Genomic DNA, 23,538 nt, shown 5'->3' on the forward strand with positions numbered 1-23,538 from the left:
GGTCATGGAAGCACGGTTTTGCGCTGGTTTCCAAGCCACGAGAGCCCCGCGTTGTAAATCACGTCGTGTCCGCCGAGAAAAACCACGACCGTCGCGCGCTCGCTCGTGCGTTCGAAGACCACCTTCGCCTTCGCGGCGTCGTAGAGCGGGCGCGCCTCCGGGGCGGCGAGCGTTTCGGGGATGCTGCGCGTCTTGGCGATTCGCCCGATGGCCTCGTCCGGGACCCGATCCGCCGGTGCCGCGAGGTCATTGAAGGCCCGGAGCGCGTGATCCGGCGGGACGAGCTGGTCCCAGATTCCCACGCCGAGATAGACGTTCACACGCCCGCGCGCGCCTTTGAGGTGGGAGCGTGGGCTCCGCCGCCGGCATTCCTCCTCGGCACGTGTACCCGGTCGGGGCGCGCCGCCGCAGGCAGCGGCGACCTCGTGCGCGTAATGGCGCTCGGGCATGTTCACGCGCAGCCATCCGTACCAGTCGACGAGGTCGTAAATGGGCACCCAGGACACGACGCCCGCCCAGATCTCCGGGTGCCGGCCCGCGAGCACGAGCGACGTCATCGCGCTGCCGGAATACCCGACGAGGTAGATGCGCGTCGGATCGACATTGGCGCGCCGCTGCGCGTACTCGACGGCGTCGAGCACGTCCCTTTGCGCGAGCTCGGAGGCCACCGACGAGGGCGACCGGTAGGGGCCGCGGTGATCGGGATGGATGAGCACCCATCCATTCCGCTCGGCGAAGATTCCGTATGGAATGCCGATGTTCTGCAGGTAATTCTCGCTCCAGCTATGGAGCGCTACGAGCAGCGGTCGCGGCTCGGGCCGGCCCGGATCATAAAAAAGCGCGCGTTGCTTGTTCCCGTCGAGGGACGAGGAAATCTCGACTTCCTCGATCCGCGGGACCCGCGCCCGCCATACCGAAAAGTCCTGCGCGCCGAACGGGAAGGGGCCGCCGGCCGCGCGTGGAAACTCCGGAATCAGCGAAAGTGGCTCTCGCGCGCGCTCGCCCGCCGCGGGCGCCTGCGAGGGGACCGTCGTGGGCCGAGGTGCGCGGGTCTCCGCATGGGCCGTGGGTATTTCCCGACACCCCGAGAGGAGGATCCCCGCGAGGAGCACCAGCATGGAAACGATGGGGCGTGGCATTGCACCTTCCCTGCGCGGCCTTCCGCGCCTGGATACGTTCGTCCCGCACCCCGCACGGGAACGCAATCGCCGTGCCTCATTTCGTCGCTCTTGGCGCACGGACGGGCAGGCCCGACGCTCGCAATTCGTTTCGGATGCATGGCCTCGGCTGGGTGGAGCCGCTATACCCGCGCTCCGAGAGACGAACGCATGAATTGCATCCAGAATCGTGTTCGGTTCCTTGCCGTGGTGGCGCTCATGGCGCTTTTTTCGGTCGCGGAGGGGCCCGCGCGCGCCGAAGGCGTGAAGCGCGTTGCACCAGCGTTCACGCTCGCCTCCCGATTTCCAGGCGGCGAGGGCGCCTCGGGCCTCGGCGCCTGGGAGGAGCGCGTGCCCGGAATCGAGTCCGTGACGCTCAAATCCTCGGCCGACGGCGCCGATCAGCGCGCCATGTTTTTCGACTCGGGCGCGTCTGGAAAGCGACCGCTCCTCGTGGTCTTGCATAGCTGGAGCACCGACTGGCGGCAAAACATCGGCATCCCGTATGCCATGTTCGCCGCGCAAAACGACTGGGTCTTCGTGCACCCCGATTTCCGCGGCCCGTACCTGCGCCCCGAGGCCGCGGCCTCGGACCTCGCGGCGCAGGACATCCTCGACGCCATCACCTACGCGAAGCAACGTGGCCACGTCGACGAGACGCGTATCTATCTCGCGGGCTTTTCCGGCGGCGGCATGACCGCGCTCGCGATGGCCGGGCGGCATCCGGAGCTCTGGGCCGGCGTCGTCGCGTGGGCGCCGGTGTACGACATCCCCGACTGGTACACGTACAACCGAAAAGGTTTTCCCCGGCGGCATTACGCTCGATTCATCGAGGGCGTGTGCGGCGGCGCGCCGCGTCCGGGCACGCGCGCGCACAGCGAGTGCTCCCGCCGCAGCCCGAGCGCGCTCCTTTCGCGGGCGAAGCAAGCAGGCGTGCCGATCTACGTGGCCACGGGCATCCGTGACGACATCGTGCCTCCGCGGCATTCGATCTCCGCGTTCAACGACCTCGCCGATCCGGCCGATCGCGTGGGCGACGACGTGCTCGCGAAGCTCCTCGCGCCCACGGCGACCCGGCGGGTATCGAAAACCTCCTCCGACGATATCTACGAGCGCGCCGGCGCCCCGTCGCACCTCACGCGCACCTCGGGGAGCGCCACACTGGTGCTCTTCGAGGGCGGGCACGATGTCGTCTTCGACGCGGGCCTCGCCTGGCTCCGCGACAAGCGCCGCGCGGCGAAGACCCCTTGAGCGGCTCCGCCGCGCGAGGATTGTCGTTGTGAAGCGGCGGGAAAATCTGTAGAGAAGGCGCATCCGGGCGACGCGGTGTTCGCGTATGCCTCACGGAGGAGCTTCTACATGATCCATTCCCGCCTCGGTTTTGCTTCGATCCTCGGATTGGTACTCGCCTGCGCGGCGGTCTCTGCGTGCGGCGACGAAAACAGCGGCAGCGGAGGTGCGGGGGGTGATGGCGGCGCGGGCGGCAGCGGCGGCAGCGGCGGCAGTGGAGGTACGGGCGGCGCAGGAGGCAGCGGCGGCAGCGGCGGCGCGGGCGGCTCGGATCTCGTCATGACCGAAGCCGATTTCGGTTGCATTCTCGAGTGGGAAAAGGTCCGCTCCTATCGCATCACGAACAAGCTCGGTAACCTCGACGCCACCCTCGCCGCGGCGAATGCGCCCGGCACGGTGGATTTCCCCGTGGGCACCGTGATTCAGCTCGTCCCGCATGAGGCGATGGTCAAGCGCGCGCCGGGTTTCTCCGAGGCGTCGAACGACTGGGAGTTTTTCTTCCTGGAAGTCTCGGACATGGGCACGAAGATCGTGCAGCGCGGCGTCACGGAACCCGCGAACCCGCTCGGCACTTGCTTGAGTTGCCACGCGAAGGCCACGCCCGAGTTCGATTTCGTTTGCGAGAAGAGCCACGGCTGCGATCCGCTGCCTCTCAGTGACGACGACATCCAGATGGTTCAAAATGGCGATCCGCGCTGCACGATGCCGTGATCGGCGACGGAAGTGATGGGCGACGAGCTCCGCATCGGTAGGCACGTGTTCCGTTTCGAGCACGAAGACCTGCTCTTGATGGAGATCCACGGCGACATCGAGCGCGGGGAGATGGCCGCGATGTATCGCGTCCACGACGAGCGGCTCCTCGCGCTCGGCCGGCTCTTCGTGCTCGCCGACGTGCGCCAGGCCGCGGGCATGTCGCGGATGACGAAAGGAGAAGGGCTCGGCCGGCCGAAATCGCTCCCGCCGCACGTGGTGGCGGTCGTCGGCGCGCCCTTCCCCGTGCAGGTCGTGATCGAGCTCTTCGCGCGCGCCACGAAGCTGCTCACGGGCGGCGCGACGACGCTGCGGTTTTTCGAGACAATCGCGGAGGCGCGGGCCTACCTCGAAGAATGCCGGCGGTCCTGGAAGCCGAGCGCGTGAGCCTTCCGCCCGTCCTCCATCCTCTCGGGGACGGCGTGTTTTTTTCGGATGCGCTAGGGCCTTCCGTCCGCTAAATAGGCGCCCCGCATGATCCGGCTCGACTCCATTGGCAAGCGCCACGGCAAGCAGATCCTCTTCGTCGAGGCCTCTGCCGCCGTCAACCGCGGCGAGAAGATCGGCCTCGTCGGCCCGAACGGTTCGGGCAAGACCACGCTCTTCCGCATGATCACCCGCGAGGAGGTGCCGGACGAGGGGCAGGTCGCCATCGATCGTGGCGTCACCGTGGGGTATTTCCGGCAAGACGTCGGCGAGATGAAGGGCAAGACCATCGTCGCCGAGACGATGGACGGCGTCGGCCCCGTCTCCGAGATCGCGGCCGAGCTCGCCGAGCTCGAAGCGGCGCTCGCGGATCCCGATCGCGCCGACGAGATGGAGGAGCTGCTCGAACGATACGGGCAGGCCCAGGCGAAATGGAGCGAGCTCGACGGGTATGCGCTCGACGCGCGGGCGCGGGAGATCCTCGCGGGCCTCGGCTTCTCGAACGAGCTCATGGATCGCGACGTCGGCACGCTCTCCGGCGGCTGGAAGATGCGCGTGGCGCTGGCCCGGATCCTCCTGCTCCGGCCCGACGTGCTCCTGCTCGACGAGCCGACGAACCACCTCGACATCGAGTCGATCATCTGGCTCGAAGGCTTCCTGAAGTCCTACGAGGGCGCGCTCGTCATCACCGCCCACGATCGCGCCTTCATGAACCGGATCTGCACGAAGATCCTGGAGATCGACGGCGGCGAGCTCACCACGTTCTCGGGCAATTACGATTTCTACGAGCGGCAACGAGCGATCGCCGCCGAGCAGGCCGAGGCGCAATACGAGCGGCAGCAGGCGATGCTCGCGAAGGAGATGCGCTTCATCGAGCGGTTCAAGACCCACGCCGCGAAGGCGGCGCAGGTCCAGAGCCGGGTGAAGAAGCTCGACAAGATCGACAAGCTCGAACCGCCGAAGAAGAGCAAGCGGCCGCAGATGTTCGATTTCCGAGCGCCGCCGCGCTCGGGCGAGGACGTCGCGAAGCTCGACGGCGTGGTGAAGCGTTATGGCAGCCGCACGGTCTACGAGGGGCTCGATTTCCTGGTCCGGCGGCGTGAGCGTTGGTGCGTGATGGGCGTGAACGGCGCGGGGAAATCCACGCTGCTCAAGATCATCGCGGGCGACCTCGCGCCGGACGCGGGGGGCGCGTCGCTCGGGGCGAGCGTGAAGCTCGGGTATTTCGCGCAGCACGCGATGGACGTGCTCGACCCGGAGCTCACGGTGGTCGGCACGCTCATCCATTCCTTCCCCGAGGCCTCGCTCGGCACGCTGCGCACGCTGGCGGGCTGCTTCGGTTTTTCGGGCGACGACGTGGACAAACCCGTCCGCGTGCTCTCCGGCGGGGAGAAGGCGCGGCTCGTGCTTGCGCGGATGCTCTACGATCCGCCGAATTTCCTGGTCCTCGACGAGCCGACCAACCACCTCGACATCGCCACGAAGGAGATGCTGGTGGAGGCGCTCTCGAATTTCGAGGGCACGATGCTGTTCGTCTCTCACGATCGGCATTTCCTCGCGGCGCTTTCGAACCGCGTGCTCGAATTGACCCCGGAAGGCGTGCACAAGTACGGCGGCGGGTACCTCGAATACGTGGCCACGAGCGGGCACGAGGCGCCGGGGCTCCGGCGGTAGCGCCTTCGCATGCCGACGCTCGAACTCGTCGAGAGTGACGAGGCCCTTCGGGATTGGGTCGACGTCGTCGACGCTGCGGATGTCTGGGGTGTCCCCTCATTCGAGGATGCGCGTCATCTGCGCGGCCTTCATCCGGGCCGCGTGGATGGGGTGTTACGGATCGATGGGCGCCCCGTGGGCGCGGCATTCGTTCGACCTGCCGGCGGCGAGAGCGCAGACCCGTGCGGTGTCGCGGGCCTGTGGGTGATTCCCGCGTTTCGGCGCCGGGGCCTGGGATCGGCCATGCATTGCGCGCTCTCGGAGCACGCGCGACGGCTTGGATTGCGGGAGCTCCTGATCGAGGCCCACGAAAGCCAGCGTGACGCGTGCGCCTACCTCGAACGGCGCGGCTACGAGGAAATCGGACGCGAGGTCGAGCTCGTGCTGGAGCTCGATTCGTTGCCCATGCCGGAGGTGAAGCCGCCGGCGGGCATCACGCTCGTGACACGGGCCGAGCGACCCGACCTTTTGCTCGGTATGTACCAGGTCGCGCGAGAGGCCATCCCCGACATTCCCGCGGAACAGGCGGACGAGGTGGGATCCTTCGAAGAATGGCTCGCGACGGACATGGACAGGCCCATCCATACCCACGACCTCACGTTCATCGCGATGGACGGCGCCGAGGTGGTCGGGTATGCGGTGCTCCAGCGTGGCCGGGGCGGCGTCGCATTCCACAGCCTCACCGGCGTGCGGCGGGCGTGGCGCGGGCGAGGCATTGCAAGCATGCTGAAACGGGCGCAGGTGGCGGGCGCGAAGCGAGCCGGCTTCCGGCGCCTGGTGACGGAGAACGCCGTGGAGAATGAGCCGATCCGCCGCCTCAACGAGGTCATGGGGTACAAACCCCTCATGAGCACGATTCTTTATCGCGGGCCGCTCCTCGGCGGCTGAGGCCTGGGCGGCGGCCGGAGCGCCAGGTAAACGGTGCTCCAGAGCTGGAGTGCGTTCGATTCATCCACGTGGCCACGCGCCTGGCCAAACGGGATGAGCACGGCCTTGCCGCCCACGGGTTCCCAGCTCCACAGCTCTTCGGCGCGCTGCGCGTGGGTAGCCTCGATGCCCTCCCATAGTGCGCGCTCGGCCAGAAGGAGCATTTCGCGCGTGACGGCCGGGAGATCTTTGCGCGAGAGCTGCCGCGAAAGACCCGCCGCCATTGCGGCCTGCTGCCACGACCAGACCACGGTCCCGTGGTAATCGGCGCGGGTGAACATCGCGGCGAGAGCAGGATCGCCCGCATACGCGGGATTCGCGACCAGCATGCCGACGTCCGTGCGAAGCCCGGCCGGGAACGGGCGCAGGAGCTCGGCGGCCACGAGGCTGAGAAGCTCGGGCGAGGGCTCGTCGAAGAGCAGGACGAACCCCGTGTCCGAATGCATGACCGGAATCGGTTTGCCCGCGGCGTCGAGTGCGATTGCGAAAAAGCGGATCGGGGCGTCGATCGAGGCGACCGCAGCCGCGCCGTCGAGACCGACCGCGGCCGCATATTCGCTCACGCGCGCGCGTGCCGTCGCGGCGGGGATCTCCACTCTGAAAAAGCGCTCGACACCCTTCCATGCATCGGAGAGGGTTTGCGCTTCGCTCGCCGCAGCGGCGTCCGGGCCGAGGAGGTTGCTCGCGAAGAGGCGCGCGGCGGCCCGCAGGGCGGCCGGGACGAGGGCCACGTTGACGTCGAAGGGGATGTTCCCACCGCCGAGCCCCTGATTCGAATCGCGCCAGTTGCCCACGGGAAGGCCTGGCTTCAGCGCGACGAGCGTCTCCGGGCCCGGATGGGCCGCGAAGGGGGCCGTGCGCGCGAGGACCAGCGTGAGGTTTTGCCGGAGCGCGTCGCGATAGAGCATGCCCGAAGGCGTCTTGCGAGCGAGGAAAGCCTCGGCACGTGCTCTCCCCGCGGGCATGTCGAGGAGATAGGCCGCGGCCATGGGGGCGAGGAGGAAGTCGTCGTCGATCATCTTGTAATCGAGGACGGGCGCGCGCAGATCCGCGGGTCGCGGGGTTGTCATTGCATTGAGCCAGACCGCGTACTCGCCGATGGCCTCCTCGTGCGCGACGTCGCCGTCCGGGGCGAGCCGATCGAGCACCGAACCGAGCCCCGCTTCGATCGCAGGAGGCTCGAGGGCGGGCAGGAGCATCTGCAGCGCGAGCAACGTATCGCGTCCGAAATAGGTCAAGAATCGCCAGGACCCGGCGAGGAGCTTTTCTCGGTAAGAGAGGAAAGACAGGGCCTGGCGCGCCCGCGTGTCGCTCGCTGCATTCGCATTGACAATCTCCTCGACCGGGAACGGCGCGAGCGGCAGCTCGTCCTGGAGCGCCGTGACGAGGAAGTGAACCTCGCCGCCCGGGCCGGCATGAAGGACGATATCGTTTTTTTCGAGCGTGAGCGTGGAATCCTCCCTGGGCTCGATGCGGAGCTCGATACGCCGGCCGTCGAGCATGGTGCGGCGCAGAGCAACGGGCGGGCCGGGATCGACTTCGTACGCGAGCGAGGGCGCCCCGGGGCCGAGGCCTCCGGCCATCTCGTCGCGCAGGAACCGAATTCCGGCCAGCATGGCGTGGTGGACGCGCAAGGCGGGCGCACGGGCGACGAGATGGGCCATGACGCCGCGCATTCCATCGGGCTGCTCGACGCCGTCGAGCGGGGCGAGAGGCGCGAGGTCGAAAGCAGCAGGCTGCGCGAGGGGCGCGAAGCCGAGGACGATACCCGCGTTCCCCGCGGGAAACGCGACGAGGAGGCGCGGGGCCATTCCGGAGGTCGCGAGGAGGTGCGCCGCGATCGGGCCACGGCGATAAAAGTGATTGGCAATGGATCCAGCCATGATGTCGAAGCGCAAAAGCTCGGGGGCAGGGGAGGGCGCGGCGTGCCGTGGCGGCGTGACGTCCGTGCGGTGATCTGCATAGCCGCTGCCCGCGCAAGCGGCGAGCGCCAAGAGCACGCCGGCCAAAATACGGAATCCGCGTGATCGTGGAAGGCTTGGCGTGGGCGGCGTGCGCATGGTCTTCCCCACGGCGGGGGAATGCAAGGAGGGCGCCGGAGCCGCTGCCGTTTCCGTTTCGGCCGCCTTTTCCGTTACACGAGATCCGCGATCGAATCGATCTCCTCCCGAAGCGCCGTCACGAACGCGTCGAGCTCGCTCTCCTCGATATCGAGCCGCGGCTGGAGCCGGAGCGTATTCCAGCGGTGCCCGCACACGAAGCAATAGTAGCCTCGCTTGTACATGCGGTGGCAGACGAGCAGGCCGATCGGCGAATGCCCATGAAGCTCGTCCATGCCGAAATGCTCGAACGAGAGCCACGGGTGATCCGTCGCCCGGAGCTCGACGCCCGCGATGAGCCCCGCGCCGCGCACCTCCACGACGAGCGGCGAGCCCGCGAGCGCGCGCCGGAGCCCCGCCTGGAAATGGTCGCCGCGCGCCTTGGCCACGGCGAAGACCTCGGGCGAGAGCAAGTCGAGCATCGCGAGCGCCGCGACGCAGGACATCGCATTGCCGCCGAACGTCACGTTGTGCGCCTCCGCCGTGGCCATGTCCTTGCCATAGGCGCGCAAAAAGGTGTCCTTGTACGTGAGCATGGCCGAGCACGGCAAGAGGCCGCCGCCGAGCGCCTTCGCCAGCACGATCACGTCCGGGCGTCGCGGCCAGGTCGCCGTGCCGAGGAAACGACCGAGCCGGCCGAGACCCGTCTGCACCTCGTCCGCCACGAGCAGCGTGCCGTGTTTTTCGGTGAGCTCGCAGAGGGACGCAATGTATCGCTCGGACAAAGGATTCACGCCGCCTTCGAGCTGGATCGGCTCCACGATGATCGCGGCCACGTCCTCCGGCGCGAGAGCGCGCGCGAGCGCGTCGACGTCCTCGGGCGGGACGGGTGAGACGCCGGGAACGTGCGGCGCGAAGGGATCGCGGAACATCCCCGGATGCATGAGCGCGCAGCTTCCCATTGTGGTGCCGTGGTACGCGCCGAGCAGCGAGAGCACGCGCGGGCGCCCGGTGGCGGCGCGCGCGAGCTTCATCGCCGCCTCCACCGCGTCGCTGCCCGACATCCCGAAAAATGCGTTGTCGTAGCCCGTCCGCTCATTGAGCGCCCGCCCGAGCCGCCCCGCATAAGGATTGACCCGCGACGGATACCAGGACGGCGCGTCGGTCGCGAGCCAATCCCGCACGGCGTCCGCCACGGCCGCCACGCGGTGCCCGAGCGATTGCGTGCCGTGCAGATCCTCGATGAGCCGCCCGCCCTCCTCGACGAGCTTTCCGTCCCGCGTTCCCGCAATTCGGTAAGGCTCGCCCGTCATCGCGACCCGCGCCGCGACGAGCGGATTGACGAACCGGCGAAAATCCTCGATGCCTTTGCGCAGGATCTCGGTGTGATCCATGGGGGTCATTTCGTCACCTCGCCAGATCGAAGGGCTCGATCCCGGCTTCGCGGAGGAGGCGGCAAAGCGAGAGCAAGGGCAGGCCCACGATGGCCGACTCGTCGCCGCCGCGCACGGATTCGAAGAGGCCGATGCCGCGTTTCTCGAAGAGATACCCGCCCGCGCTGCCCACCGGATCGTCGAGCGTGACGTAGCGATCGATGAGCGCCGGCGAGAGCGACCGCATCATGAGCTCCACCGTGACCGTCTCGCCGAGCATCCGGCCCTCGGACGGCGACCAGAGCACGACGGCCGTATGCAGCATGTGCGTGCGCCCGGAGAGCTCGGCGAGCTGCGAACGGCAATCGTCCTGGCTCTCGGTTTTTCGCAGGATGCGGCCGTCGTATTCGGGCACCTGATCGGCGCCGATGACCCACGTCCCCGGCGCGGCGTCGAGGCTCTTCGCCTTGCCCTCGGCGAACGCGCGGGCCACGTCGCGGGGCGACAAACCCTCGGGCGGGATCTCGTCGAAATGAGGCGCGCGGGCTTCGTAGGGGAGGCCGAGGCGGTCGAGCAGCGCGCGGCGGAAGCGAGACGTGGATGCGAGGATCAGCCGGTCCATCGCCGCGGAGCATACCCCTGGCTTCCGGCGCCGCGAAGCGCACGAGCGACCCCGTCCTGAAGCGTGCTGCACGTGACGAGGCCGCCGAAGTTCGCGTCGAGCGCGAGGAGCGTCTGCGCGACGGGTCCGCGGATGCCCGTCAGGAACACACGCGCGCCGAGGAGCGAAGCCGCGCGGGCGGCCCGCAGGATCCCGTGCGCCACGTGCGAGTCGACGTCGCTCACGCCCGTGATGTCGAGGATCGCCACGCGCGCGCCTCGCCGCGAGATGCCCTGGAGCATGGTGTCGAGCATCTGCTCGGCGCGTTGCTCGTTCAGGGCGCCCACGAGCGGCATCAAGATCACGCCCTCGGCGATCGGGAGCAGCGGCGTCGAGAGCGCGCGGATCGCCTCCGCCTGCGAGGCGATGATCTCCTCCTGGAGCCGCATCCGCGCTTCCTCCGCCTCGACGAGCGGGCCCTTGTCGCGCAGGAGCCAGAAGCGCGCGGGCTGCCGATCGTCGTGGCTCTGCGCGATGAACGAGAGGACGTCCGCCTTGAAGAGCTCGCCGTTCGCGCGGAACAGGTGAAGCTCACCGCGCACGCGTCCTTCGCGAAACGCCGTGGTCGCGAGGGCCGCGAGCACGTTTTTTTGCTCGTCGGGGACGAACGTTCCCATGAAGCGCCCCGGGATCCCTTCGCCGCCGAACGTCTCCTTGAAGGCCGCGTTCGCGTAGATGAGCATCGTCCCCTCGCCGCCCGCGAGCGCGACCGGGTCGGGCGAGGCATCGACGAAGTGACGGAACAACGTGGCGTCGGCCGCCTCGCGCGCCTCGGAGCCGTGGAAAAACGCGTCGACCTCCGTGAGCACCGCGGTGAACGCTTCCATGAGCCGGTGCACGCCGGCCCGGGCCTCCGGGACGCCCGCGACGACCGCGTCGATCGCGAACTCGAGGTAGTCCTGTCGGCACCCTTCGACGAGCTGGAGCACGAGGTGCACGCTGCCGCCGAGCGTGACCTGACTCTCGCACCAGGCCCGCGCGCGCCGCTCGAGGTCGGAGAAATCGGGGGCCGTGAGCGCGTAGGCATACGCGGCCACGTCCTCTTTGACCGGCTCGACGAGGAACTCGTCGGGGGCTTGTGCGAGCCAGGGCAGGATACGCCGCAGTCGCTCGACCGCACGTACGACCAGGACGTCATGGCGCCCGAGCAGCGCCGCGCGAAACGCGGCGAGGGGATGTTCGTCTCGCGGGGAGCGAACCTCGGAGTTCATGGCGAAAGGACAAGCGAAAATCGTGCACGGGCCGACGCCGCGAGATCCAGGGCTCCGGGCGGCGCGCGTCTTGCGGATCTGCGACGCGCGCCGGCCACGTCCTTTCATCCGTGAACGACTCTTCAGACGGGCGGTAGCTCGGAACCGGCCAGATCGAGCCTGCGCCACACGCCGCTCCGGAAGCGCAAGAGCAGGATGACGGCCATGAGCGCGATGTACCCCGTGAGCCAAAAGACGACCCACCCGATGCCGCCGCCGAGCACCCGCACGGAGATGAACGAGCCCGGCACGAAGACGCACCACGCCACGATCCCGCGGACCCAGGCCGTGAAGGCCGTGTCTCCCGCGGCGCGTAGCCCCTCGGCGAGTGTCATCACCGTCGCGTCGAACATCTGCCACGTGATCGAGAGCGTGAGGATCCGAGCCGTGATGTCGAGGAAGGCCTCGCGCTCGGCCCCGGGCGGCGCGAAGGGGAGCATGCAGTACCGCGCGAACGCGAGGTAGACGAGGCCCACGAAGCCCATCCAGCCGCACGCCACGAGGGCCGTGAGCTTCACCGTCTTCGGCACTTGATCGAGCTGCTTCGCGCCGATCGCTTGCCCCGCCAGGATCGCCCCCGCGCTCGTCAGGCCGAACGCGGGCATGGCCGCGACCTGATTCACCTCCATCGAGGCCATGAACCCGGCGAGCGTGGTCGTGCCGAGTCCCTTGATCACGATGTTGATGAACAAGGAGAACGCGCCGAACTCGACGAACCAGTTGAGCCCCGAGGGGATGCCGAATCGGAGCATGCGGCCGAGCTCGGAGAGGCGGAGCTGCGCCTTTCCTCGGCGGGCGCTCGGGTGCTCGCCGTAGCCGGCGAGGAAACACCCGAGGAGCACGAGGAAAGCGGTCAACGTGGCGAGCGCGCTCCCGAGCGCCGAGCCGACCACGCCGAGCGCGGGCGCGCCGAGGTGCCCCGAGATGAACACCCAGTTCAGCGCGACGTTGAGCACCATGCAGAGGACCTGCGTGGCCATGGGCAGGCGCGGGTTGCCGAGCCCGCCGTAATAGTTGCCGAGCGCCTCGAGCCCGATCGCCGCGCCGCCCGTGCAGAGGCGGACGGTGAGCCATTGCTGCATGAGCGTCGCGACGGCGGGCTCGTAGCCGATCGCCTCGACGGCGCGCGGCATGACGAGGGCGCCCCCGAAGTAGAGGACCTGCGCCATCGCAGCCACGGCGAGGCCATAAAAGCCGTACCGGCGGGCCCCAGCGTGATCGCCGCGGCCGTAGAGCTGCGAGGCGAAGCTCGACACGATGAAGACCACCCCCATCGGCAGGATGAAGAAGGCCATCAAGTTGAGCCCGCCCGTGGTCGTGGCGGCGAGGCTCTCCTGGCCGAGGTGCGAGACCATCGCCGCGTCGGACACGCTGACCACGACCTGCGCCGAGCGCGAGATGATGATCGGCCACGCGAGATTGAGGAGCCTCTGCAGCGAGGGACCGTGCGCGGCGTGCTCGATGTGCGCGGCGTCCAGCATGGGGGGTCCGAGGTTGACATTGGAACGGACCGCGCGCCCGCGCCGCTCGCTTCGCGCGCGAATTTCGGGCAAGAAAGCGACATGCAGAAAGCCCGCCTGGCCATCGCGACGTGCGCCCGTCTGCCCGCGCTCGACGTCGACGACGTGCTCTTCCGCGAGGCCCTCGACGCGCGAGGGATCGCACATCGTTGTCTCGTCTGGGACGATCCGGGAGCGCCCTGGAACGAAGCTGATCTCGCGCTGATCCGTACGCCTTGGGACTACTGGGACGGCCCGGGTCGCAGGGAGGCGTTCGTCGCGTGGGCCGAGCGGACGGCCGCGCGCGTGCCGCTCTGGAACGGCGCCGACGTCATCCGCGCGAACACGCACAAGTCCTACCTGCGCTCGCTCGAAGCGGCGGGCGTGTCCGTGATCCCGACGATCTGGCTCGCGCCGGGCGAACGCGCCGAGGGGCTCGCGCGGCGCATCGAGGCGCGGGGTTTTTCCGAGGTCGTGATCAAGCCGGCGGTCTCGGCGGGCTCGGTGGGCGCGATGCGCATCGACGCGCGGACGAACCCCGACGAGGCGGAGGCACACGCCGCGTCGCTCGTGACGTCGGGCGAGGTGATGGTGCAGCCGTACCTGCGCTCGATCGAATCGGAGGGCGAGCTCTCCATCGTGTTCTTCGGCGGCGAGCCGAGCCACGCGGTGCGGAAGGTGCCGCGCGCGGGGGATTTTCGTTCGCAGCCGGAGTTTCAGAGCCACGTCACGGCAGCGCCGATCGATGCGGAGGCGCTCGACGTGGCCCGCGCCGCGTTCGCGGCCGTGGGCAAGCCGTTGCTCTACGCCCGGGTCGATCTCGTGCGAGGTGAAGGCGGCGCGCTCCAGCTCATCGAGCTCGAGCTCACCGAGCCGAGCCTGTATTTCCGCTGGAGCGAGGGATCCGCGGAGCGGTTCGTCGACGTGATCGTCTCGCAGCTCGAAACGCTTCGCGTGTAACGCGAGCCTCTTCCCACCCCGCGCCACGCGCGTATCCTGCACGGAGCATCAAGAGCGCGGAGGATCGTCCCGTGCGTTCACCTCGCCGAAGAGCCCAGCGAACCACGCTCGTCGTCGCGGTCTCCACCGCGCTCGTGTTCTCGTTCTCGCCGTCGACGCTGCGCGCGGATCCGCAACCCCCTGCACCCGCGGACGAACCGAAGGCGCGCGCCGCAGATACCGCGCCGTCCGACGCGACCACGGGTGTGCTCACGGTGCGCGCGTCGGCGGCGGCAGCCGAGGTGCTCGTCGACGGCAAGCTGATGGGCGTCGCGCCCCTCGAGCTCGACGTGCCCACGGGTACGCATCGGATCACCGTGCGCCACCCGGATTTTCGTGTGTATGAGACCTCGGCCGTGGTCTCGGCCGACGGCTCCACGGCGGTGACGGCGACGCTCGCGCAGAGGTCGGTCGTGACGCGCTGGTGGTTCTGGGCGGGGGTCGGCACGGTCGTCGCGGTGGGCGCCGCGGTCACGATCGCGGCGTTCACGGAGCGCGCGCCGCATGCGGGCACGATCGCGCCCGGTCAGCTCACGACCGAGGCGATCGGCGGCGGGGGCGCGACGTTGTTCCGGTTCTGATCGTCTCGCGCGAATTCGTTCGACGAGCGCGCGCGCGGCGGCGCCATCCCCATCACGATCTGGGTTATCGTGAACGCCCATGGTCAAGCAATCGCGGCTCCTCTGCGCGGGGCTTTTCGCCCTGCTGTTCGCGGCTCCTCTCGGTTGCCTCGATCCAACCGAGGTGTTCGTGGAAATCTCGACGAATAGCTCCTGTGGTGACCTCGACAGCACGGGCATCACCGCGGGGCTCCTCGGCGAGATCGAGACCCGTCCGTACGGCACGACCACATCGCTTTGCGAAAACAACGGCGAGGTCGGATCCATCGTGCTCCTGCCGCCGGAGGGCGAGCGGAAGGCGCCTTTTGCTTTCAAGGTCGTCGGCAGCCTCGGCGCGCCGGTCGAGAGGGCCTGCGTCGCGCCCACCTACGGGCCGGGCTGCATCGTGGCGCGCCGGTCGATGAGATTCGTGCCCCACAATTCGTTTCGGGTCCCCGTGCGATTGAGCCAGGCGTGCGCGGGCGTGCTTTGCCCGGAGGACGAGACCTGCGTCGACGGTACGTGCCAGAGCGCGGCGGTCGATGCCATGGACTGCGAACACGACGCCGAATGCGGCCCCAGAGCGGGCATTACGCCCGCCTGGCAAAAGAGGCTCGGCGGCCCCGGCGCGCAGAGGGCGCGCCACCTCGCCCAGGGCGACGATGGCACGCTCGTCCTCACGGGGGATTTCGACGGCACGATCAACCTCGGCGGCAAGGACCTCACGTCCCGCGGCGGACACGACGTTTTCATCGCCTCCTACGCCCAGGGCGGCCACCACCGCTGGTCGGCCTCGTTCGGCGGGTCGCTCGACGAAGACGTGACCCGCGCCGCCATCGATGGAAAGGGCGCGATGTACGTCCTCGCCCAGTTCCAGCAGACCGTCGATTTCGGCCGCGGCCCGCTCGTCCATGCCGGTGGGCGGGACGTCGCCATGTTGAAGCTCACGAGCTGGGGCGAGGTGGAATGGTCTCTCCGATTCGGCGGCCCGCTCACGGATGTTCCGGGCGCGATTGCCGTGGGCGCGGACGGGATGATCTACGTGGTCGGTGAATTCAACGAAACCGCATCGATCGGGAGCAAGACGCTCACGGCCGCGGGCGCGTCCGATCTCTTTTTGCTGAGCCTCACGCCGTCCGGATCGGTCCGCTGGGCGAAATCGATCGGCGGGCCTGGCAAAGACGGCGGCACGGGCGTCGGCGTGGATGCGGCCGGAAACGTGTACGTGGCCGGGTATTTCGCGGGCACGGTGGATTTCGATCCAGCCATGCCGGGGATGATCCTCGAAGCCACGGGCTCGGACGCATTCGTGATGAGCTTCGACCCGGAGGGCCACGTACGCTGGATGAAGCCCATCAGCGGGACCGGCGACGATCGCGTGAACGATCTCGCGGTGCGCCGCGGTCGCGTGGTGTTCGGCGGCCGGATCACGGTGAACACCAAGATTGACGGTCGGGTGTTCGATGCTGCGGAAAAACAGGGGATCGTCGGGGCCTTCGACACGGGCGGCAAGCTCGTATGGGCCAACCTCTTCGGCGGGATGAACGACGGGGAGGCGGAGGCGGTGGCGATCGGTTCGAATGATTCCGTCGTGGTGGGCGGGGAGATCGGCTCCGATTCGGTGTTCGGCGCGCGTGCGCCCGGCAATACGGAAGGAACGCTCCATCCGTTCGTCACGATCGTCGAGCGCGACGGCAAACCCCGCTGGGCGAAGGTCTTTCCGAGTGATGACGTCGGTATCGCGACGGGCGTCGCGGCCCCCGCGCACGGCTTCGCGCTCGTCGCGGGCTGGTTCAAGGGCGAGCTCGACGTCGGCACGGAAACGCTGACATCCGAGGGGGCCGAGGAGGGCTTCCTCTTGCGTGTCGCCCCGCAATGATCCGATGCTGGCAACGAAGCCGGGCCGAAGTGCCGCGCGTAGGACGATCCATGCGACATCTGCAACCTCGTGTTTTCAGCCTCGTTGCCTGCACCACGATCCTCCACCTCGCCGCGAGCGCGCACGCCGCCGAGTTCTACGTCGATCCCGCGAACGGCTCGGCGAGCGGCGACGGCAGCGCAGCCAAACCCTGGCAATCGCTCGAGCAGCTCATCACCGACGGCGCCTTTGGCACCACCATCAAGGCCGGAGACACCGTCTGGCTCCGATCGGGCTACCACGGCGCCCCCGTCTTCAAGGGCGGCGACTACACGCCGGCCATCACGATCGCCGCCGCGCCCGGCGAAAAGCCGACCGCGGGCTCCGTCGCCTTCAAGGGCGCCAAGGGCTGGACCTTGCGCGGCCTCTCGATAAGCCCCTCGCACGCCCCCACGCCCACCGTGGGGGACATCGTCCTCATCGACCCTTCGAGCGCGCGTGTCACGGTCGAGGACAACGAGATCTTCAGCGTGACCGACAGCTCGGCGTGGGGCGCGGACGAATGGATCAACGCGGCCAGCAGCGGCATCTTCGTGCGCGGCGCCGAATGCGTCGCCCGCAACAACAGCCTCACGAACGTCCGGTTCGGCATCAGCGTCGACGGCAAAGGGGCGCTCGTCGAAAAGAACCGCATCGTCAATTTCTCCGCCGACGGCCTGCGCGGCCTCGGCGACGACGGCGTCTTCCAGTACAACCTGATCAAGAACGTATACGTCAGCCAGGACGACGGCGACAGCAACCACGATGACGGGTTCCAGAGCTGGTCCGTCGGCGCGGGCGGCGTCGGCACGGGCGCCGTCAAGAACGTCGTGCTCCGCGGTAACGTCTTCATCAATCGCGAAGATCCGAATCAGAAGCTGACCAATTCGATGCAGGGGATCGGCTGCTTCGATGGATTCTTCGAAGGCTGGGTCGTGGAAAACAACGTGGTGGTCACCGACCACTGGCACGGCATCAGCTTCTACGGAATGCGCAATTCGCGCATCGTGAACAATACGGTGATCGACGTGAACGACGTCACCCCCGGGCCGCCGTGGATCAAGGTCACGGCCCACAAGGACGGCACGGCGAGCCAGGATGTCGTCGTGCGCAACAACCTGGCCACGGACCTCCAGCTCGAGGGCACCAATGTGACCGACGATCACAACACCAAGCTGGAGCTCGCGGATCTGGCGACATTTTTCGTCGCACCCGCGAGTTTCGATCTCCACCTCTTGCCTGGCTCACCCGCGGTGGATACCGGGAGCCCAGAGATGGCGCCCGCGCTCGATATCGAGGGGATCCCGCGGCCGCAGGGAGCAGGCGTCGATCTCGGCGCCTACGAATGGCACGAGCCAGGCGTCGGCCCTGTCGACGGCGGGATCGGCGGCAATGGAGGAGCGGGCGGCGTGGATCCGGACGGGGCGGCGACGGGCACCGGCGGCGCGGGCGGGGCGGGCGGCGATGGGACGCCGGGCGCGAATGGGGGATGCGGGTGCGTGGTGGAGGATCGCAGCTCTCCGCACGCGGTATGGGGGCTCGTCGGGCTCGTCGTGGGTTCGGTTTTGCGTAGGCGCGGGCGCGGGAAAGGCCGCACCGGATCATAACGACGGACGACCGGGTGGCAGAAGGGGAGGTGCGCGAGATCCGCGTCGACGACGGCTGAGCCAGCCATCGCCGCGCCCTCAGCGTTGGTCGGCGGTGCTGCCTCCGCAGCGGAAGCCAACGGCGGAGCCGAAGGTGAACGGTCCGCCGCCGGCGACGACCGTGCCGGATCGGAAATCTCTTCATCGATCGTCAAGAAGCGAAAAACCGCGAGAGCGGGCGCGGCAGCGTTCGTCCTTGCACGACATGTGCTACCTGTGTCGAGGCGGAGGGGTTCGTGCCGACGATCAAGCACATCATCGAGACGCAAGGCGGCCGTATCCTCCAACGCTGGGCCGAGGAGGCGCAGAAAACGGCGTCGGCGCGTGGACTCTCGCGGCCCGAGTTGATGAACATCATGCCGCTGTACCTCGCGTCCCTCGTCGAGCCGGATGGGCATACGCCGAGCGGCCGCCAGCTCGAGCTCGTGGAGAGCCACGTCGCTTCCCGCCTCCGCCACGGCTTCGATCTCGCCGAGCTTCAGAGCGAATTTGCCCTTCTTGGCCGCTGCATCTTCCAGGCGTGGGCGGCCGTGCCGCCCGAGGAGCGGTGTGAGCCGCTCGAGGTCGACAGGATCCTCGAAGTCGTGCACGGGTCGGCGGTGCTGGTGTCCGACATGTTCGTCCGGCACCTCCTCGACGACGCGCAATCGGAGAAGCGGTTTTTCCGGTTGATACGGCAGGCATTCACGGGCGAGCCGCCCGACGCGCTCCGCAGGTCCCTGACCCTGGCCGACCGGCTCCACACCGCCATGCCGATCGTCATGGAGGCGCTCGGCGCCGCGACGGCGGCCATCCTGCTTCATGAGCCCACGACTGAAAAGCTCGTGATGACCGCGTCGGCGGGGCTCGCCGACGAGCGGCTCACGCATTACGCCCGCTCGCTCGCGCCCTCCTCGTTTGCCGGGAAGATCGCGTCGCGCGGCGAGACGACGACGATCCTCGACGCCGAGACGACCGAGCTCGACGTCACCGACAACCTCCGCCATAGCGGCATCCATGCACTCCTCGGGGTCCGTATCCCCCTCCAGCACAGGCTCCTCGGCGTGATGTACGTCGGCATGCGCGAGCAGCGGCCTTTCTCGGCGCGGGAGAAGCGGCGTATCGAGGCGATCGCCGAGCACCTCGCGCTCCTCATCGAGAACGCCGAGCTCTACAACATGCTGGAGGAGCAAATCGAGGCGCTGCACGAGGAGCAGCGGATGCGGGACGTCCTCTCGTCGATCCTCGTGCACGACCTCCGCGGCCCCCTCTCTGCGGCGCGCGTGGCCGCGCAACTGGTGGACCGCTCGACCTACGACCCCAAGTCCAAACGCTGGACGTCGACCGTCCTCCGGAGCCTGGACCGCACCGAGCGCATGGTGAGCGACCTGCTCGACGCGCAGCGCGTCAAGGCGGGTGACCGCCTCCCCATCTCATACGAGCGCTGCGATATCCTCGATATCGTGCGAGACGTCGTGGCCGAGCTCTCCCAGCAGCACGGCGATCGTTTCGTCGTCGTCGCGCCCGAAGGGCCCACGACGGGGAGCTTTGGTCGCGAGGAGCTCCGGCGAGCCTTCTGGAACCTCGCGTCGAACGCGCTCAAATACGGATCGGCGGACCCGGTGCGTTTCACCGTGCGGTCCCTGCCGGACCACGTCGAGGTGGAGGTCCACAACGAGGGCCGGCCCATCCCCGCGGACGAGCAGGCCACGCTGTTCGAGCCCTTCACCCGCGCGCGCCACGAGCGCGCGTCGCCGGGCGGCTGGGGGCTCGGGCTCGCCATCGTCCGCGGCGTCGCGGAGGCCCATGGCGGGAGCGTCGACGTCGTGAGCGCCCCCGGATGCGGGACGTCATTCACGATGCGGCTGCCGTTCGAGGGCGAAGGCGCGCGGCGCGCGGGATGAGGCAACCGCCACGGACGCGCTCGCGGGCGCAGCGAGGCGTGGGCCGAGCCCGAGCGCGTTGACGCTCCTGCCTCCCCGGTGCGACCATCGCGGCCATGCAGGAAACGATGAACCAAGTCGGCGCGGGCCTCACGAGCCTGAAGACCACGCTCGTCGAATTCGCCGTGCGGTACGGGCTTCAGATCCTCGGCGCGTCCGTCATCGTCCTCGTCGGGTTCAAGGCGGCGGGATACCTGACCCGCATGCTCGACACCTGGCTCGAGAAGAAGACCACGATCGACGTCGCGCTCCGGACCCTCATCGTCCGCTTGCTCCGGCTCGTCGTCGTCGGCGCCACGATCGTCATTGCCGCGGAGAAGATCGGCGTCCCGGTCGCCTCACTCATCGCCGGCCTCGGTGTTGCCGGCGTCGGCATCGGCCTCGCCATGCAGGGCGTGCTCTCGAACCTCATCGCGGGCATGACCATCTTTTTCCTCAAGCCCTTCAAGGTCGGCGAATACATCGACGTCCTCAAGGAGCACGGCGAGGTCGTCGACATCACGCTCTTCTCGACCACCCTCCGCCACACCGACCAATCCCTGATCGTCATCCCGAACCGCCAGATTTCCGGCGAAATCCTGCACAACTACGGGACGAAGCGCCAGCTCGACATCGAGATCGGCATTGCGTACGCCTCCGATATCGGAAAGGCGCTCGACGTCGCGACGGAGACCGTCCTCGCCGATTCGCGCGTGCTGAGAGAGCCGGCGCCGCTCATCGGCGTTCGCAAGGTCGGCGATGCCGTGCTCACGGTCTCCGTCCGTCCCTGGGTGCGCGTCCCCGACTACGAGCTGGCGCTCCTTGGTCTTTATCGCGCGCTCGTCGAGGCCTATCGCGATCGGGGCATCGACATCCCCCTCCCCCAGCGCGAGATCCGCGTCCACGCGGAGACCGGCGCGGCGCGGGCCGCCCTCGGCGCGCCGGTCGTCAAGGTCAACTGACGCCGGCGCGGCGCGGGAGTTTCATCGCACCCGCTGCACGGCCGGCGGCACCCAGGCGCCGTCGAGCACCGCCTGCGCGGGCCAGTACATGCGCAACATCAGGACGAACTTCCCTTGCGGGGCCGGCAGCCAGTTCGACGCCTTGTCCTCGTCGGGGGGCGTGTTCTGGATGTAGAGGTCCAGCGAGCCGTCCGCGTTCCGCTTCATCACGTCGTCCGAGTGGATGGCGTAGCGACGGATCGCATTCGGGTGGAAGAACATCTGATCGTTGTACAGGGTCAGCGACCAGAACCCGCTCACCGGCGGAGTTTGGCCCTTGGGAAAGTGCAGCCTGTAACGGTTTGCGCCGTCGAGCGGCTGCCCATCGCCGTCCACCTTCGTGAGGGGATAAACGGCGTCCTCGGGCAGGTTCGCGCCGAGGCCGACGAGGGCGATGAAGGCTCGCTGAAGGTAATCGGTGCCATAATCACCCGTTTTCAGCGTGATCGTCCAGCCATTCACGCTTTTCCCTGCATTCTTCTCGTGGGCTCGGATGCGCTCGAGCCCTGCTTTCGGCGCGCGCTCGAGTCCCCGGGCCACGGCTGGGTCGAGCTTGTGCAGATCGAAGTCCTGCCCAGGCACGATCCCGATCCTGGCGAGCTTCGTGATCATGGGCGCGTCCGCGGCCGCAGGCGGGTTTTCCTTCATGTGCGCCGCGAGGGCCTTGAAGAAAACAGCCGCTTCCATGGCGTTCACCTGGTCCACCGGCGGCGCCGTCATGTCGACGTTCGGATCGACCGCGCCGCGCGGCGGCGTATGGGTTTTGCCGTAGGCGCTGAGCGGCGTCAGGGAAAGCTGGTCCTGGAAAGCGTGCACCGCCGCGAGGTCGGCCGGTGTCCCGGTGGTATGGGTCCGACCGATGATCCATACCGTCTCGGTGGGCGATCGGATCTCCTTCATGCCTTGCGGGAGCGCGCCCTTGAAGCGCGGGCCGACGATTGCGAAATTTCCGGCCTGGGTCCCGGTCGTGCGCGTGCCCGGGGAGGCGAACACGTTGGTCCAGCCGGACAGCATCGGCATCAGGTAATAACGTCCTTTGGCCTCGGGGACGTGCAGGATCACGGGCTCTTTGGAGAGATCCAGCCATGCCTGCGAATACAGCGTATCGTTGTTGGGGGCCACCACGCTCGTGAATCCGGCGGTGAGGAGCTCCCGCGCGTGGCTGAACTGATTGATGGGCGCTCCGCGCTCCGTCGGCGACGCGACGTTGGTCAGCACGTCTTTGGTGATCGCCATGCTCACCAGCGGATACCCGTACACATAGGCCTCCACGCCGATCGCGAAGGCCTCCTCCTCGCTCATCGGGGCCTTCGGCTCGGCCGCGGCCGCCGGCAGGGCGCCCGCGCCGATCACCAGGCACAGCGAAATCAGCACGTTCTTCATGGATTCCCCTCGTCTCCTCTGGGCTCGGGCAGCGGGCATGGTTTGCCTGCCGCCCGAACCCGCGGAGCCGGCCCTTGCGAAAGCCTGGCCACGGGGGGTCGATGTCGCCGCGACGTCGCGGGAAAATCAGCGTGTCCGTACCTGCGTCGCGCGGCCTTCGGCGCGACGCGCGGCCGTCACTCGTCGTGCACCTTGAGCCCGGGGATCCCGAGCATCACGGCCTGACCACTCACGGCCGAGCCCGCGATGTGCAGGTTCTTCAGGCTCTTGAGTTCCTTCAGCGGCGAAAGATCGGTCACGCGCGTGCGCTTCATCTGCAACATTTCGAGCTTCTTCAGCTTCGAGAGCGGCGTCAGATCCGTCACCTCGGTCTCGTCGATCTGAAGCTCCGTCAGGCTCGAAAGCCCCGACAGCGGCGTGAGATCCTTGACCGGCGTCCGGCCGATGTCGAGCCGATCGAGCTTCGCCAGGCCTGCGAGCGGCGTGAGGTCTTTGACCTGCGTGGCCGCGATGCGCAGCGACTCGATCGTCGTGAGCGTCTTCAGCGGGCTCAGATCCTCGATCTTCCCGGGCGGCAGGTAGAGGCCCTTCACCGACGTGAACAGCGGGAAGATGCACGGGTCGAGCTCGTCGAGCTTCACCTCGGTCAAGTTCAGCGTCTTCGCTTTGCCGAGGTCCGCCCGCGTCAGCGCGCCCTCGGGCTTCTGCGCTTGCACGCGCACGATGTTCTCGAACTTCGAATCCGCGAACGTGATCGTCGCATCCTTCGAGCACACGACGTCCTTTTTCTTCGGCGGCGGCGCGGGCTCCGCGGCGCTCGGCGTCGGCGTCGGCGTGGGCGCAGGCGCCTGTGCAGCGGAAGCGACGGGCGCGGCGCTCGGCTTCGGCGGCGCGGCGTCGGGCTTCTTCTCGTCACATCCGACGAGCGAGGTGAGGGCGATCGAGAGGGCGATTCCCGCGAGGGGCGCGATCGTTCGGGGCAGCATCGGCGCCGATGGTACAAGGCCCGAGCGCGGTGGGGTAGATC

The 23,538-nt window shown here is 68.3% G+C and carries 19 protein-coding genes; 11 read left to right on the top strand and 8 right to left on the bottom strand.

The window, feature by feature from the left end:
- Positions 1–2: 2 nt before the first annotated feature.
- The gene (locus tag QHF84_RS42650) at positions 3–1,139 is read right to left on the bottom strand and encodes an alpha/beta fold hydrolase (protein WP_281319324.1); all 1,137 of its coding nucleotides are present in this window, start codon (positions 1,137–1,139) and stop codon (positions 3–5) included.
- A 189-nt stretch (positions 1,140–1,328) separates the two neighbouring features.
- Here QHF84_RS42650 and QHF84_RS42655 point away from each other — a divergent pair, with 189 nt between their 5' ends.
- The 5 genes from QHF84_RS42655 (at position 1,329) to QHF84_RS42675 (ending at position 6,224) form a co-directional block, all read left to right on the top strand.
- Positions 1,329–2,408, top strand: coding sequence for an alpha/beta fold hydrolase (locus QHF84_RS42655; protein ID WP_281319325.1), 1,080 nt, complete (start codon positions 1,329–1,331; stop codon positions 2,406–2,408).
- Positions 2,409–2,516: 108 nt separating this feature from the next.
- A complete protein-coding gene (locus QHF84_RS42660; protein ID WP_281319326.1) occupies positions 2,517–3,158 on the top strand; it encodes a hypothetical protein in 642 nt (213 codons plus the stop codon).
- Between the two features lie 15 nt (positions 3,159–3,173).
- The gene (locus QHF84_RS42665) at positions 3,174–3,584 is read left to right on the top strand and encodes an STAS/SEC14 domain-containing protein (protein WP_281319327.1); all 411 of its coding nucleotides are present in this window, start codon (positions 3,174–3,176) and stop codon (positions 3,582–3,584) included.
- An 87-nt stretch (positions 3,585–3,671) separates the two neighbouring features.
- The gene (locus QHF84_RS42670; RefSeq protein ID WP_281319328.1) at positions 3,672–5,297 is read left to right on the top strand and encodes an ABC-F family ATP-binding cassette domain-containing protein; all 1,626 of its coding nucleotides are present in this window, start codon (positions 3,672–3,674) and stop codon (positions 5,295–5,297) included.
- A 9-nt stretch (positions 5,298–5,306) separates the two neighbouring features.
- On the top strand, positions 5,307–6,224 hold the full coding sequence (locus QHF84_RS42675) for a GNAT family N-acetyltransferase (RefSeq protein ID WP_281319329.1): 918 nt from the start codon (positions 5,307–5,309) through the stop codon (positions 6,222–6,224).
- On the opposite strand, the gene QHF84_RS42680 is transcribed toward QHF84_RS42675, so the two are convergent.
- The 5 genes from QHF84_RS42680 to QHF84_RS42700 all read right to left on the bottom strand — a co-directional run bounded on the left by QHF84_RS42680 (position 6,197) and on the right by QHF84_RS42700 (position 13,067).
- Positions 6,197–8,263 (bottom strand): hypothetical protein, encoded by a 2,067-nt coding sequence (locus tag QHF84_RS42680; protein WP_281319330.1) that lies wholly within the window; start codon positions 8,261–8,263, stop codon positions 6,197–6,199. The two genes, QHF84_RS42675 and QHF84_RS42680, sit on opposite strands and share 28 nt — an antisense overlap.
- 134 nt (positions 8,264–8,397) lie before the next feature.
- Complete coding sequence (locus tag QHF84_RS42685) at positions 8,398–9,705, bottom strand: aspartate aminotransferase family protein (protein ID WP_281319331.1); 1,308 nt, start codon at positions 9,703–9,705, stop codon at positions 8,398–8,400.
- A gap of 4 nt (positions 9,706–9,709) precedes the next feature.
- Positions 9,710–10,297, bottom strand: a complete 588-nt coding sequence (locus QHF84_RS42690; protein ID WP_281319332.1) for a nucleoside triphosphate pyrophosphatase — start codon at positions 10,295–10,297, stop codon at positions 9,710–9,712.
- Positions 10,285–11,547, bottom strand: coding sequence for an STAS domain-containing protein (locus QHF84_RS42695; protein WP_281319333.1), 1,263 nt, complete (start codon positions 11,545–11,547; stop codon positions 10,285–10,287). The genes QHF84_RS42690 and QHF84_RS42695 overlap by 13 nt, the downstream gene beginning before the upstream one ends.
- A gap of 122 nt (positions 11,548–11,669) precedes the next feature.
- Entirely contained in the window at positions 11,670–13,067 is a 1,398-nt protein-coding gene (locus QHF84_RS42700) for an MATE family efflux transporter (protein ID WP_281319334.1), read from the bottom strand.
- A gap of 81 nt (positions 13,068–13,148) precedes the next feature.
- Here QHF84_RS42700 and QHF84_RS42705 point away from each other — a divergent pair, with 81 nt between their 5' ends.
- The 6 genes from QHF84_RS42705 (at position 13,149) to QHF84_RS42730 (ending at position 21,089) form a co-directional block, all read left to right on the top strand.
- Positions 13,149–14,045, top strand: coding sequence for a hypothetical protein (locus tag QHF84_RS42705; protein ID WP_281319335.1), 897 nt, complete (start codon positions 13,149–13,151; stop codon positions 14,043–14,045).
- A 71-nt stretch (positions 14,046–14,116) separates the two neighbouring features.
- Positions 14,117–14,665, top strand: coding sequence for a PEGA domain-containing protein (locus tag QHF84_RS42710; protein WP_281319336.1), 549 nt, complete (start codon positions 14,117–14,119; stop codon positions 14,663–14,665).
- A 79-nt stretch (positions 14,666–14,744) separates the two neighbouring features.
- Positions 14,745–16,562 (top strand): SBBP repeat-containing protein, encoded by a 1,818-nt coding sequence (locus QHF84_RS42715; protein ID WP_281319337.1) that lies wholly within the window; start codon positions 14,745–14,747, stop codon positions 16,560–16,562.
- 50 nt (positions 16,563–16,612) lie between these two features.
- Positions 16,613–18,187, top strand: coding sequence for a right-handed parallel beta-helix repeat-containing protein (locus QHF84_RS42720; protein ID WP_281319338.1), 1,575 nt, complete (start codon positions 16,613–16,615; stop codon positions 18,185–18,187).
- 275 nt (positions 18,188–18,462) lie between these two features.
- A complete protein-coding gene (locus QHF84_RS42725) occupies positions 18,463–20,109 on the top strand; it encodes a HAMP domain-containing sensor histidine kinase (RefSeq protein WP_281319339.1) in 1,647 nt (548 codons plus the stop codon).
- Between the two features lie 107 nt (positions 20,110–20,216).
- Positions 20,217–21,089: a mechanosensitive ion channel family protein gene (locus QHF84_RS42730; protein ID WP_281319340.1), complete on the top strand. Its 873-nt coding sequence runs from the start codon at positions 20,217–20,219 to the stop codon at positions 21,087–21,089.
- Positions 21,090–21,110: 21 nt separating this feature from the next.
- Here the strand turns inward: QHF84_RS42730 and QHF84_RS42735 are convergent, their stop codons facing one another.
- The gene (locus QHF84_RS42735) at positions 21,111–22,511 is read right to left on the bottom strand and encodes a DUF1254 domain-containing protein (RefSeq protein WP_281319341.1); all 1,401 of its coding nucleotides are present in this window, start codon (positions 22,509–22,511) and stop codon (positions 21,111–21,113) included.
- 176 nt (positions 22,512–22,687) lie between these two features.
- Positions 22,688–23,497 carry a leucine-rich repeat domain-containing protein gene (locus QHF84_RS42740; protein WP_281319342.1) on the bottom strand — a complete coding sequence of 270 codons (810 nt, stop codon included), beginning with the start codon at positions 23,495–23,497 and terminating at the stop codon, positions 22,688–22,690.
- Between the last annotated feature and the right edge of the window lie 41 nt (positions 23,498–23,538).

The sequence above is a fragment of the Polyangium sp. y55x31 genome (assembly GCF_029946505.1).
Taxonomy (GTDB): Bacteria; Myxococcota_A; Polyangia; order Polyangiales; family Polyangiaceae; genus Polyangium.

Excerpts from the sequence above, each read along its gene's own strand:
- QHF84_RS42650 (WP_281319324.1), bottom strand. The coding sequence starts at position 1,139 with ATGCCACGCCCCATCGTTTCCATGCTGGTGCTCCTCGCGGGGATCCTC.
- QHF84_RS42655 (WP_281319325.1), top strand. The coding sequence starts at position 1,329 with ATGAATTGCATCCAGAATCGTGTTCGGTTCCTTGCCGTGGTGGCGCTC.
- QHF84_RS42660 (WP_281319326.1), top strand. The coding sequence starts at position 2,517 with ATGATCCATTCCCGCCTCGGTTTTGCTTCGATCCTCGGATTGGTACTC.
- QHF84_RS42665 (WP_281319327.1), top strand. The coding sequence starts at position 3,174 with ATGGGCGACGAGCTCCGCATCGGTAGGCACGTGTTCCGTTTCGAGCAC.
- QHF84_RS42670 (WP_281319328.1), top strand. The coding sequence starts at position 3,672 with ATGATCCGGCTCGACTCCATTGGCAAGCGCCACGGCAAGCAGATCCTC.
- QHF84_RS42675 (WP_281319329.1), top strand. The coding sequence starts at position 5,307 with ATGCCGACGCTCGAACTCGTCGAGAGTGACGAGGCCCTTCGGGATTGG.
- QHF84_RS42685 (WP_281319331.1), bottom strand. The coding sequence starts at position 9,705 with ATGACCCCCATGGATCACACCGAGATCCTGCGCAAAGGCATCGAGGAT.
- QHF84_RS42690 (WP_281319332.1), bottom strand. The coding sequence starts at position 10,297 with ATGGACCGGCTGATCCTCGCATCCACGTCTCGCTTCCGCCGCGCGCTG.
- QHF84_RS42695 (WP_281319333.1), bottom strand. The coding sequence starts at position 11,547 with ATGAACTCCGAGGTTCGCTCCCCGCGAGACGAACATCCCCTCGCCGCG.
- QHF84_RS42700 (WP_281319334.1), bottom strand. The coding sequence starts at position 13,067 with ATGCTGGACGCCGCGCACATCGAGCACGCCGCGCACGGTCCCTCGCTG.
- QHF84_RS42705 (WP_281319335.1), top strand. The coding sequence starts at position 13,149 with ATGCAGAAAGCCCGCCTGGCCATCGCGACGTGCGCCCGTCTGCCCGCG.
- QHF84_RS42715 (WP_281319337.1), top strand. The coding sequence starts at position 14,745 with ATGGTCAAGCAATCGCGGCTCCTCTGCGCGGGGCTTTTCGCCCTGCTG.
- QHF84_RS42720 (WP_281319338.1), top strand. The coding sequence starts at position 16,613 with ATGCGACATCTGCAACCTCGTGTTTTCAGCCTCGTTGCCTGCACCACG.
- QHF84_RS42730 (WP_281319340.1), top strand. The coding sequence starts at position 20,217 with ATGAACCAAGTCGGCGCGGGCCTCACGAGCCTGAAGACCACGCTCGTC.
- QHF84_RS42735 (WP_281319341.1), bottom strand. The coding sequence starts at position 22,511 with ATGAAGAACGTGCTGATTTCGCTGTGCCTGGTGATCGGCGCGGGCGCC.
- QHF84_RS42740 (WP_281319342.1), bottom strand. The coding sequence starts at position 23,497 with ATGCTGCCCCGAACGATCGCGCCCCTCGCGGGAATCGCCCTCTCGATC.